The 12170-nt window shown below is 66.6% G+C and carries 11 protein-coding genes; 6 read left to right on the top strand and 5 right to left on the bottom strand.

Annotated features, from left to right (window positions below; genetic code table 11):
- Window positions 1–10 precede the first annotated feature (10 nt).
- Genes AUL38_RS06900 through AUL38_RS06885 form a run of 4 tightly spaced genes read right to left on the bottom strand, consistent with a single transcriptional unit; the run spans window position 11 to window position 3047 of the window.
- Window positions 11–295: a YHS domain-containing protein gene (locus AUL38_RS06900; RefSeq protein ID WP_059060458.1), complete on the bottom strand. Its 285-nt coding sequence runs from the start codon at window positions 293–295 to the stop codon at window positions 11–13.
- 51 nt (window positions 296–346) lie between these two features.
- Window positions 347–2611, bottom strand: coding sequence for a cation-translocating P-type ATPase (locus tag AUL38_RS06895; RefSeq protein ID WP_059060456.1), 2265 nt, complete (start codon window positions 2609–2611; stop codon window positions 347–349).
- Window positions 2612–2655: 44 nt separating this feature from the next.
- A complete protein-coding gene (locus tag AUL38_RS06890) occupies window positions 2656–2838 on the bottom strand; it encodes a hypothetical protein (protein WP_059060454.1) in 183 nt (60 codons plus the stop codon).
- Window positions 2835–3047, bottom strand: a complete 213-nt coding sequence (locus tag AUL38_RS06885; RefSeq protein ID WP_059060451.1) for a heavy-metal-associated domain-containing protein — start codon at window positions 3045–3047, stop codon at window positions 2835–2837. The genes AUL38_RS06890 and AUL38_RS06885 overlap by 4 nt, the downstream gene beginning before the upstream one ends.
- 301 nt (window positions 3048–3348) lie before the next feature.
- Between AUL38_RS06885 and AUL38_RS06880 the strand changes: the two genes are divergently transcribed.
- From AUL38_RS06880 to AUL38_RS06855, 6 genes are all read left to right on the top strand, one after another.
- Complete coding sequence (locus tag AUL38_RS06880; RefSeq protein ID WP_235590640.1) at window positions 3349–5400, top strand: alkaline phosphatase family protein; 2052 nt, start codon at window positions 3349–3351, stop codon at window positions 5398–5400.
- 139 nt (window positions 5401–5539) lie between these two features.
- Complete coding sequence (locus AUL38_RS06875; RefSeq protein ID WP_059060447.1) at window positions 5540–6025, top strand: hypothetical protein; 486 nt, start codon at window positions 5540–5542, stop codon at window positions 6023–6025.
- 105 nt (window positions 6026–6130) lie between these two features.
- Window positions 6131–6751, top strand: coding sequence for a GNAT family N-acetyltransferase (locus tag AUL38_RS06870; protein WP_161937414.1), 621 nt, complete (start codon window positions 6131–6133; stop codon window positions 6749–6751).
- Window positions 6748–7386, top strand: coding sequence for a TetR/AcrR family transcriptional regulator (locus tag AUL38_RS06865; protein ID WP_059060444.1), 639 nt, complete (start codon window positions 6748–6750; stop codon window positions 7384–7386). Before AUL38_RS06870 ends, AUL38_RS06865 begins: the two co-directional genes overlap by 4 nt.
- A gap of 115 nt (window positions 7387–7501) precedes the next feature.
- Window positions 7502–8788, top strand: a complete 1287-nt coding sequence (locus tag AUL38_RS06860) for an NAD(P)/FAD-dependent oxidoreductase (protein WP_059060442.1) — start codon at window positions 7502–7504, stop codon at window positions 8786–8788.
- Window positions 8785–10401 carry an amidohydrolase gene (locus tag AUL38_RS06855; protein WP_059060439.1) on the top strand — a complete coding sequence of 539 codons (1617 nt, stop codon included), beginning with the start codon at window positions 8785–8787 and terminating at the stop codon, window positions 10399–10401. Before AUL38_RS06860 ends, AUL38_RS06855 begins: the two co-directional genes overlap by 4 nt.
- Window positions 10402–10421: 20 nt before the next feature.
- On the opposite strand, the gene AUL38_RS06850 is transcribed toward AUL38_RS06855, so the two are convergent.
- Window positions 10422–12113 carry a SpaA isopeptide-forming pilin-related protein gene (locus tag AUL38_RS06850; RefSeq protein WP_059060437.1) on the bottom strand — a complete coding sequence of 564 codons (1692 nt, stop codon included), beginning with the start codon at window positions 12111–12113 and terminating at the stop codon, window positions 10422–10424.
- Window positions 12114–12170: the final 57 nt, after the last annotated feature.

Below are 12170 nucleotides of genomic sequence, written 5' to 3'. Positions count from 1 at the left end.
TGGCGTGCGATTACGCCATGTTGGCGGCGTACTTCGCGGGATCGGAATCAAACGCTGGCCCGCATCCTGCGCAGCAGAAGTAATAGCGCTCGCCTGCGAAGTCGCGGTAGAGGCCGACGGCCTCGGCCTGCGCCTTACTCACCGGGCTGCCGACCATCACCGGGCAGGTCGTCATGTCGTCGGCGGTGCCGCCGCCCATGAGGTTCTCGCGGCCGTTTGCGGCTACCGCGGCAGGCGCTGCGGAGGTGCTGCAACAGCTCGATGCTGCCGGTGTGGTTTCGGTGGTTTCGGTCATGCGGATGAATCCCTTCGTAGTGGTGTGCGTAAAGCGGGGTGCGTGCGGCGGCTACGCCGCGACGCTCTTGAACGCGCGCAGGCGCAGGCTGTTGCCCACGACGAAGACGCTCGAGAGCGCCATCGCTGCCCCGGCGAGCATCGGGTTGAGCATGCCGAGCGCTGCGACCGGAATAGCCGCGACGTTGTAGGCGAATGCCCAGAACAGGTTCGTCTTGATTGTCGAGAGCGTCTTGCGGGAGAGGCGGATCGCGTCGACCGCGCTCCGCAGGTCGCCACGCACGAGCGTGATGTCCGAGGCCTCGATCGCGACGTCGGCGCCGGTTCCCATCGCGAGACCGAGGTCGGCCTGCGCGAGCGCGGGGGCGTCGTTCACGCCGTCGCCGACCATCGCGACGATCTTGCCCCCGTCCTGCAACCGCTTGACGACGTCGACCTTGTCCTGCGGGAGCACCTCGGCGATGACCTCGTCGATCCCGACCTCGGCGGCGATGTGGCGCGCGACCGCCTCATTGTCGCCGGTGAGCAGGATCGGCTGCAGCCCGAGCGCCTTGAGCTCCTTGATGGCCTGCATGCTCGATGGCTTCACCGTGTCTGCGACGATCATGATGCCGCGGGCTTGCCCGTCCCAGCCGACAGCGACGACGGTCTTGCCTTCGCCCTCGGCGCGCGCCTTGGTTGCGGCGAGCGCGGGGCTCAACGCCAGCGACCATTCGGCGAGCAGCGACTCGCGGCCGACGAGCACGGCGTGGCCGTCGACGACGCCCTGCACACCCTTGCCCTCGATGTTCGCAAATCCCTCGACCTGCGGCAGCGTTCCGACCTCCTGCGTGGCACCCTTTGCGATCGCCTGTGCGATCGGGTGTTCGGAGGCGTCCTCGAGTGCGCCGGCGAGGCGAAGCAGCTCGGCGCGGTCCGCACCGGGCTCGGTGACGACGTCAACGAGGGTCATCTTGCCGGTGGTGACGGTGCCGGTCTTGTCGAGCACGACGGTGTCGACCTTGCGGGTCGATTCGAGCACCTCGGGGCCCTTGATGAGCACGCCCATCTGGGCGCCACGGCCGGTGCCGACGAGCAGCGCGGTCGGGGTCGCGAGACCCAGGGCGCACGGGCACGCGATCACGAGCACGGCGACGGCCGCGGTGAAGGCCGCGGAGACGGGGAAGCCGGCTCCGAGCCAGCCGCCGAGCGTGACGGCCGCGACCATGATGACGATCGGCACGAAGATACCGGAGATTCGGTCAGCGAGGCGCTGGACCTCGGCCTTGCCGGTCTGCGCGTCTTCGACGAGCTTCGCCATCTGCGCGAGCTGCGTGTCAGAGCCGATGCGGCTGGCGCGCACGACGAGGCGTCCGCCGACGTTCGTGGTCGCGCCGGTGACGGTGTCGCCCGCTGCGACCTCGACGGGGACAGCCTCGCCCGTGAGCATGGAGGCGTCGACCGCGCTGGTGCCTGAGACGACGACGCCATCGGTCGCGATCTTCTCGCCGGGGCGCACGACGAACTCGTCGCCGACCTGCAGATCCTCAACGGGGATCTTGGTCTCGACTCCCCCGCGGAGCACCGCGACTTCCTTCGCGCCGAGCTCAAGCAGTGCGCGCAGCGCGGCACCGGCCTGCTTCTGCGAGCGCTTCTCGAAGTAGCGACCGGCGAGAATGAACATCGTCACTCCCGCGCCCACCTCGAGGTAGATGTTCGCGGCACCGTCAGACGGAGCGAGCGTGAACTCGAAGGGGTGCGTCATGCCGGGCACGCCTGCGGTTCCGAGGAACAGCGCGTAGAGCGACCAGAGGAACGCGGCGGAGGTGCCCATCGAGATGAGCGTGTCCATGGTTGCCGCACCGTGCTTGAGGTTCGTCCAGGCCGCCTTGTGGAACGGCCACGCCGCCCACACGATCACGGGTGCGGCAAGCGCGAGCGAGGCCCACTGCCAGTACGTGAACTGCAGCGCGGGGATCATCGCCATCGCGATGACGGGAACAGTCAGGATCACTGAACCGATGAGTCGGTGCCTGAGCGAGGTGAGTTCTGCGTCCTCTTCCTGGCCCTCGCCGCCCGAAGTGTCTGCCTTGGCGTTCTTCGGCGCGGGCATTGCCGCTGAGTAGCCCGTCTTCTCGACCTCGGCGATGAGCAGCGCGGGATCGTAGCCCTCGGGCACGGTGACCTTTGCCTTCTCGGTCGCGTAGTTGACTGTCGCGACGACGCCGTCGAGCTTGTTGAGTTTCTTCTCGATGCGGTTCGCGCACGAAGCGCAGGTCATGCCGCCAATTTCTAGTTCGACACCGGTGTGTGCACTCGGGAGCGCAGATGTACTCATCTCTTCTTCCTATTCTTCAGTTCAGCGACGCATGCCCGTTGGGGCTAGTGCGCAGCAGATTCCGGTGTCTGCTCAGCGGCCGTGGGCGCGTGTTCAGACTGCTCACCCGAGGCGATCCAGTCAGCGACAAAGCTCTCTGGCACGATGACGCTCGCGAGACCGAACGCGGCGCCAAAGGCCACCACGAGTCCGGCGCCGTACAGCGTCAGGCGGGCTGCGGTGCTCACGAGGCGCGCACCGCCTCATATCCGGCCTCGGCGACGGCTGCGATGACGGCTGCGTCGGTGACGTCACCGGTCGTGCTCACCTCGAGCTTGCCCGTTGCGGCGCTCACGGCGATGTCTGCGACACCGTCGATCTGGCTCACTTCTTCGCGAATCGACATTTCGCAGTGCGAGCAGGTCATCCCGGTTACCTGAAATTCGGTCGTAGCCATGATGTTTCTCCTCACCTTCCGGATACCCCCTCCGGGTATCACCAACAGTGCAACTGTATACCCCCTAAGGGTATCACGCAACCCCCGTTCCGGCCGCGTGGCAGATGCCACCGACCACCCTCGCCCCGGTCCGCGCCGACCCCAAAGTTACCGCTGGCTGTCCTGCGTGGAAACACCACTTGGCCAGTCCTTGAAGGTTCCTGGACCGCCGGGTTTTCATCTTGTATTGACTTCTTTCTCACGGAACACTCAGTCATCGGGCCCCGGTCTCGCGGCCTCACCCACTTCTTTGGAGACACACGTGAAGAAACATTCAATGGCGGTTGCCGCTGCTGCCCTGCTGCTCGGCGCGACCGGCGTCGGCGGCGCAGTCGCAAGCCCCGCGCAGGCTGACACTCCCGCTGCCGAGGGCGCGAAAACCCCGAAGACCCTCGTGGTCGGCATCGACGGCGCATCCTTTGACATCATGTCGCCCGAGTCCACCCCGACGGTCACCGCTATTCGCAACGGCGGCCTCACCGGCACGAGCAACCTGCCAGGCAACCCGATGGCGCCTACCGTCTCCGGCCCCGGCTGGTCGACAATCGCGACGGGCACCTGGCCGACAAAGCACAATGTCGTGAACAACAACTTCACGAACCCTCAGTACGACAAGTTCCCCGATTACCTCACTCGCGTCGAGCAGAACCTCCCGGATCGCAGCACGAATGTCGTCGGCACCTGGGGCCCCATCTCGACAACTATTTTCGGTGCAGCCGTTGATAGCCGCGCACAGTTCGCGAACGACACCCTCACCACCCAGGCCGCCGTCGAGACGCTCGCGGCCCCCGCGACCGATGACCTCTTCGTACACCTCGACGAGGTTGACGGCGCAGGACACGGCTCCGGCGCGACATCGCAGGCGTACCGTGAGGCGCTCCTCAAGGCTGATGGCCAGATCGCGCAGATGGTCGAGACCATCAAGTCCCGCGCCAGCTACCACTCCGAGGACTGGATGATTGTGATCACCTCTGATCACGGCCACAAGCCCACCGGTGGCCACGGCGACTCGACCAAGCTCGAGCGCAAGACGTTCGTCGCAGCACAGGGCAGCCACTTCGCGCCGGGAACCGAGCGCCACGACGTCAAGATCTCAGATATCGCCCCGTCGGTGCTCTCGCACATCGGGATCGCCAACGATCCGGCTTGGGAGCTCGACGGCTCCGTCATTCACGACATTCAGCCGGACGACTTCGATTCGCTCCGCCCGCTGCTTCAGCCTGCCGTGCAGGAACAGGGCCCGGAGAACCTGCTCGGGTGGACGAACACCGCCCCCGAAGGCTGGTCGATTGATAACTCGAAGATGCCCTCGGGCGGCGCACCGGAGTTCAGCGGCTGGACGTTCATGACCGACGATTTCTTCTCAAACGTCGAGCTCGGCCAGTACCGCGAGAACAATGTCCACTCGCGCAACGTGTTCGCCGTTGCCGATTCAGATGAGTGGGCAGACGTGAGCCCGAAGGGTGGCAACACCTTCGATTCAACGCTCAAGAGCCCGGCCTATGAGCTGAACGGCAGCGAGAAGCTCGACATCTCCTTTGTCTCGGATTACGCCGTTGACGATCCCCAGAAGGCCATTGTGTGGGTCGCGTTTGACGAAGCGTCGGGTATCGCACCGCACGAGCTGGTGACGTACCAGCCCGAGGGCAGCCGCCTAAACCCGGTGAACCGCGTTGAGCGCTTCACTCTCGACCTGCCGCGTGGTGAGAACGGCGAGCTGCCGCAGACTGCAAGCCTCCACTTCGAATACGCCGCCACCAACGCTGCATTCTGGGTGATCGACCAGGTTCGCGTCAGCCAGGCAGATGTACCGGCCGCCCCAGCAGAGTTTGCGCTCTCCGGCACCACCGTTGAGGCAGGAAAGCCGCTGACCGCCACGGGAACCGGTTTCGCCGCGCACGAGGAGCTCGCGTTCGAGCTCCGCTCTGCACCGCAGGCGCTTGGAACGACGAACGCTGACGAGGCCGGCGCGTTCTCCCACGAGCTCACCATCCCAGCGACCACGCCGGCCGGCGAGCACACGGTCGTCGCGGTCCGCGCGGATGGCACCGAGTTGAGCCAGCCGGTCTCAGTCACCGCGGCGCCGTCAACCGGCGGCGAGAACCCGGGCGAAGAAAAGCCTGGCGAGGAGAAGCCTGGCGAGGAGAAGCCGGACGCAGAGAAGGATCCCGCAGCGAAGGATCCCGCAGCGAGCGAGCAGCCAGACCTCGCGGCCACCGGTGGCAGCATTGCCGGAATTGCGATCGCGGCCACGGCAATCCTCGGCGCCGGCGCATACCTCGTCGTCCGCAGCCGCCGCCGCGTCACCGAGTAGGCACGGCATCGCGTAGGCACAGCGTCATGTAGCTGCACCGCGCGATCCTCTGCCGAGTGGGTTCGGGCGAATGCCACCTTCGGGTGTTGTTCCCCCGGGCCCACTTTCGTCTTGTGAGCCGTGCAACTAAGGTACAGACATGAGCCCAGCGGAGCACCCGACGCCTATCGCTCCCAGTACGGGGTTTCGGCTCCAAGCCGTCGTCGTCTCTGGGGCCATCGTGGCGGCAGCCATCATGGTCATCGCAGGTTTCGCCGGCCGAGTGTTCTACGGCCCGAAGGACGTTGCCGCACTGTGCACCGGGTTCGAGTCGAGTTGGAACGACCTCATGGTGGCCCGAACCGCTACCCCGAGCGCCGATGACATCCCGGAGGCAGTGGAGTCCGCAATCGCCCAGTGGCTGCAGCTGAGCGACCAGCCCGGCCCAAAAGACGTGAGGACACTCCTCCCGCAGGCGGCCGAGCATCTCACCGCACTTCGAGCCGCCCCAGACCCGCAACGCCGCACCGCGATGGCGACGTCACTCGGGAACGCCGCGACATACATCGAGCTCGCCTGTGGTCGGGCCGACGCGAGCATCACGCTGTCGCCGATGCGCTCCCTCGTGCGACCCACCGAGGGCTAGTAATTGCGCCCGCTGGCGAGCCTTCCCGCGTTCCTCCAGCGGCACACCAGTAGCATGGTCGCGGATGTCGTTCCGACCCAATGGCGGGTTCGGTTAGGAGAAACAGTGCAAATACAGACCCTCGAGCCCAAGCGCGTGCGCGAAGCAGCGGCAGTGCTGGCAGAAGCGTTCACTGACGAGCCCATCATCACGCAGATGCTGCCGCTCGGCACGCTGCATCGGCAGCGGAAGATCGCCGACTACTTCGTGTGGAGTATGCGGCTCACCGGCATCGACACGGTCGACACCGCGGTCGATCCGCGCTCCGGCAAGCTGCTCGGAGTCGCGCTCTGGGAGCCTCCGGGCCACGTGTCACGTTGGTTCGCTGGCCTGCCGGCAACGCCGGGCGTGCTACGCGGCGTTGGGCGCCGAGGCCTGCGCGTGCTCGATGCGTACGAGGCCGCTGGGGCGGGCAAACACCCCGGTGAGCCGCACTGGCACCTCGTCGATGTCGGCACATGCGGGGAGGCGCGAGGTCGCGGAGTCGGGACTCGACTCATCGAGCACCGCCTCGAAACGGTCGACGAGAGCGGCTGCATCGCTTCTCTTGAGGCCACGACCGAGCGGAGCGCGCAACTCTACCGCCGACTCGGATTCGAGCATCAGCACGCGCTGTCGGGCGTTGCCGATGGCGTGAGCGTCATGTGGCGGATGCCAAACACACGGGGAGGTAAACTCGCCGCGTGAGTGAAGCACGACGCACAGCAGGTCGCCCAAAGCGGGGCACCGAGGTACTCAACCGCACGCGCATTGGCGAGGCCACCGTCGCCGCCCTGCGCGCGCATGGCGCGAACGGTTTGACAGTCTCGCGGATCGCGGCCGAGCTCGATGTGCGTTCGCAGACGCTCTACCACCACATGAGCACGATTGGCGACGCGGTGAACGCGGCACGCGGGTCGCTCCTCTCGGCCGTTGACCCTGCCGTGTTCGAGCGCCTCCCGTGGGAGGAGGCGACGGTCGAGTTCGCAACCACCTACTACCGCGCGTTCAACCCCCTGGGGCAGGCGAATTCGGTGTTCTTTCTTCACAAGATCACCGACCCGCTCACGCTGCAGATCTACGAGGCGTTCCTGCACGGCGCGCAGGCCGCTGGGGTGTCGGGCGAACGGGCGATGCAGCTGCTGCTCGACATCGAACAGGTCATCTTCTCGCTCATCTTTGAGCATATGAGCTGGCATGCGCTGTTTGACCCGGCAGCCATCGAGCTGGCGGGGGCGCACACCCTGGGACGCCTGCTCCGCGACCGTGACGCCTCCGAGGGGCAGCCAGTCGAGCGTCTGCGCGACACCGTGCGCAGTTTGTCTGACGCTGCACGTCGCTGACCCAGACGCGTGGACCGTGTCATGAGTGTTGACAGGCCACGCGCACGCACTATATCTTCAACTCGTAGATACCCATTGCAGGGCACCCACCATTTCCAAGACGAGGGAGTCTTCCGTGCGCACCACCCCGGCCCCTGACACATCGGCCGACGTCATCATCATCGGCGGCGGGCTCGCTGGGCTCAGCGCCGCAGACGGACTGCGCGACAGCGACCTCCGGGTCACGCTGCTCGAATCAGCGGATCGTCTCGGCGGTCGCACCTACGGACAGCACTGGGATGCCGCAGACCGCGCCGTCGACATGGGTGGCACGTGGCTTCTCCCCTCGTTCGCGCAGACCTTCGCGCTGCTATCTGAGCTCGGCATCTCCACGGTCGAGTCCCCCGATGTTGTTCACTGGCTGACCCACTTCCGCACCGGGCCAGCGGTGCAGCGCGAGCTCACGACCACGCAGCTCGGCGAGCTCACAGCGGCGCTCGACAGCTTCGCGGCGATCACCGAAGCGGCAACGGAACCGCTCACCGCGGAGGCTGTATTCCAGGCAGCAGCCGCCACCGACCGGGCTCCGTCGCCACTCATCGAGGACTGGCAACGAGCTATGCAGCGCTACCTTGCCGGCGCCCCGCTCGACGCTGTCGACGCTGGTCACCTACTCCTCGACGTTGCGGACATTGCCGACCCCGAGCACTACCACACGCAGGTTTCTGGAACCACGCAGGCGCTCGTTGACGCGCTCAGCGCTCGCGTGACCGCGACCGTCGCGCTCGGCACGCGCGTCACGGCGGTTCGCCATGACCGCGGCGAATTTCGTGTGGAGACCGCTGACGGTGGCGTGTACTCGGCAGCACGGGTCATCGTCGCAGCTCCCCTCAACTGCCTCGCAGACATCGAATTCGACGACAAGCTCCTCGGCAGCTTCGCCCCACTCCTCGCGGACGGGCACGCCGGGGCATCACACAAGGACTGGCTCGTCATCGACGGCATCCCCGCACACTTCCGAGTGTTCGCCTCTCACGGCCCCTACGGCTACTTCCGTTCTGAGGCGATCCTCGCAGACGGCGGCACGCTCTGCGTCGGCCTCACTCCGTCGGCAGAGCTTCCGCTCCTGACGGAGGCACTCGAACAGACGATCCGCGAGCACTATTTCCCTGGGGCCACAATCCGCGCCCGCCTCAGCCACGACTGGAACGCGGATCCGCACGCCCGCGGCACCTGGTTCGTGCCTCGGCCGGGACAGTACGCGGCGCTTCCCGAGCTCACAACCGGGCACCCGCAGCTGTGGATCGTCGGTGGCGACGTCGACGCGGCCTTCCCCGGCATGATCGAGGGCGCAGTGCTCAGCGGGCAACGCGCCGCAGCAGCAATCCACCAGCCACCCGCAGCAGAGAGGGCCACCCGATGACCAACACCCCCGAGCCTGGCTTCGCACTCACCGGCGCACGCCTCATCACCAACACCGAACTCCACGAGGGTGCGACCGCGCTGCTCGTCGAACGCGGCCGCGTCACCGCGCTCGGCAGCGACATCGAAATCTCTGCGCTCGCCGCCGCCGCGGGCCTGCCCGTGCGCAACGCAGCGGGTCGAACGATCACCCCCGGCCTGTTCGACTCGCATACCCACCCGCACTGGGCCGTCGAAGTCACCCGCGGGGTAGATCTGGGTGGCCTCGGCAGCATCGACGAGCTCCAGCAGGCGGTCGCCGACTACGCCGCAACGCTCCCAGCGGACGCATGGGTACTCGCTTGGAATCTCGAATTCGAGCCGTTCGAAGAGACCGGCGTGCTCGGCAGCCTCTTTGACGAGGCCGCGGGCGGCAGACCCTTCGCCGCCATGTTTTACGACCTCCACTCCGGGCTCGCCAACGCCGCAGCGCTCGCCGCCGCGGGCGTTACCGCTCCTCCCGTCTTCGATGACCTCTCGGAGGTTGTCACCGACGCTGCCGGCGAGATGACCGGGGAACTCCGCGAGCCGTCCGCGTATCAACTCGTGTTCGACCGCGTACCGGCACGCTCTCACGACGACGAGCGCGATGCGCTCCGTGACATGTTCCGCACGCTCGCAGCAGTCGGGCTCACCGGCGGGGCGATCATGGACGGCAAACAGCACACCGTTGACCTCATCGAGGAGCTCGAAGCGCGCGGGGAGCTCGACCACCGGCTCGTCGTCCATCACTGGCATGCGGTGAGCGACGACGACACGGCAGTCGCCCGCGTCATCGCGCAGAAGGACCGCGCGGGCGCCCTCTGGCAGACCGGAGCCATCAAGCTCTTCAGTGACGGCGTCATCGACACGGGCACCGCCTGGCTCCACCAGCCCGATTCGTGCGGCGACGGACGGAGCGCCTTCTGGCCGGACTGGAACCGCTACCGCGAGGTGGTGCGCGCCTACCACGACGCCGGAATGCTCATTGCGACGCACGCCGTCGGCGACTTCGCGGTGAATCAGGTGCTCGCGGCATACGCTGAGCTCCCCGGGCGCGACGCGCTTCCCGCGCACTCAATCGAACACCTCGAGGTCCTCTCGGATGCCGATCTCGAGGCGCTCCGGGGCTCCGGCGTGACCGCGTCGATGCAACCGCTGCACATGCAGTGGCGGGCCGGAGACGAGAGCGATAACTGGGCCCAGCGGCTCGGGGACCGCGCCGCGACGGGGTACCGTGTGCGCGACGTGCTCGCCAGCGGCACCAGGGTGACCCTCGGCTCCGACTGGCCGGTCGCCCACTACGATCCGCGCATCGGCATGGCGTGGGCCCGTGGCCGCAGCACTCCCGGCGTTGTCGGCGCCCCGGTGTTTGAGCCTGAACAGCAGCTCACCGGCGAGGAAGCACTCTTGGCGTACACGCGGTGGCCGGCAGAGGCACGCGGCTATACCGATCGCGGCTTCATCGCCCCGGGCGCCCTGGCAGATCTCACCATCTGGGACGCTGATCCGGTGGCGGCGAGCCCGGACGAGCTCGCCACCCTCGGGGTCGCCGCCACCGTCGTCGACGGCCGATTCGTACACGACCGACTGTAGACGTCACACCGGCGCTGGAGCTACCTCACGCGTCGTCGCCCGAGCAGCAACGCTACTCCCAGGAGAAGCACGGCACCGCCCGCGAGGGCGAGCCCCTGCGCGTCGCGCGCACCGCTCGTCGCGAGTGGCGTGGCGGTGTCGCCGCTGTCGGGTTTCGTCGGGGCAATCGGCTCATCTGGGCCGCCCTCCGGTTCTGGCTCAGGCTCAGGCTCAGGCTCAGGCTCCGGCTCAGGCTCCGGCTCAGGCTCCGGCTCCGGCTCCGGCGCATTGACCAGGTCCCCGATGTCGACCCGCAGCTGCTCGGCCGAAATCGTCACCGGAATAGGCTCCTCAGAGCGGACGAATCCGTCGGGCGCCCGCACCTCGGTCAGCACGTAGTCTCCCCAGCTCAGACCGGTCACGCTCACGCGCCCCTGCGCTGGGTCACTGTCGTTCGCACCGTTGTCAATAACCGTCACCGGCAGCCCACCATCGGGCGTGATCGTCCATTCGGACCCTGCGAGCAGCGCACCGTCCGGCCCCACCTTTGACCACCCGATCTCGCCGAGCTGTCGGGTGTTGACGATGTCACCGAGCGCGATCTCCAACGCCCCTGGCCCAACCTCGAACGTAAAGGTTTCACTAGTTTTCTCGTGGCCAGCCGGAGCTTGCGTCTCGGTGAGCACATAGTCTCCCCACGCCAGCCCGGAAACGCTGACCGCTCCGAGCATTGGATCGTCGTCGTTGTCGCCGTTGTCGCCCACGTTGATGATCACGCCCCCGGGGCCAGTGAGCTGCCAGGCAGAACCAGCCAGCAGCGCCTGCGATCCGTCGACCTTGCGCCAGCGCACTGCGCCGTTCCGTTCGTCCCCGCTCCCGCTGCCGCCTGCGCCCTGCTGTATGTACGTGGCGTCAATGAAATCCTGCCCGTTCGCGACCACGGAGTTCTTGAACGTGTCCCCCACCGCGGCACCGACGGGTACCGGCGTGAGGTAAGCCACCCGGTAAAACCGGTCCTTCTCAGGCTCAATGAAGGTCAGAGTGAAGGTGTTGTCAGCAAAACTCACGGTGTACTGTCCAGCCTTGAGCGGCGACCAATCATCGCTGACATACTCTGCTTCACTCGCCGACTGCACGAGGAATGAGGCCTCGTCGAGTTCGAGGCGCGGATCGTATGTGTCAATGAGCACCACCTCGTTGCCCTGGGGCGTGAGGAGATCCTTGCCGAGTAGGTTCAGCTGCCACACGATGACGCCGGTTGTATCTTGCCAGGAGTATTTGGCGCTGCTGCTGGGCGGCACCGGCACGTTCGGGCCGACACCGCCAGTCACGGTGGTGATCTTATGCGAAGTCCCGGTTGTCCATGTCCAGATCTCTTCGGTGCTTTCGGTGGTGGCGATCGCGCTGAAGTTCAGAGAACCAGTCACGTTCTCGTGCCACTTGACGTAGTCGGTGAAGGTGCACACGATCGCGCGTTCCCCGACCTCGCACGTGGCGATGAGCACATCATCGTCATCGTTGAGTGGGAATGAGGCGGGCAGGCCCGTAATCACTTCGGGAAACCCGAGGCGAAACGTGTCGCCTGTTTCTGCACCAGCTGGGGCCTCCCATTTGGCTTGGAGCTCGACGCCGCCCCACAGACTGATTGGGGCACCCGGGCTCTCCGGGTTCACCACCACCTCTGTAATCGCACTGACCTCAGCGGCCTGCGTTGCCGTCGGAATTGCGGCCACGATCAGGGCGGCGATTGTCGCACCCGCCGATATGAGCCTCCCGCTGCCTCTCCGTGT

It is taken from the genome of Leucobacter sp. G161 (assembly GCF_001482305.1).
Taxonomy (GTDB): Bacteria; Actinomycetota; Actinomycetes; order Actinomycetales; family Microbacteriaceae; genus Leucobacter.
The sequence above is the reverse complement of the archived record's forward strand: the minus strand, read 5'-3'. Positions and strand labels throughout refer to the sequence as shown.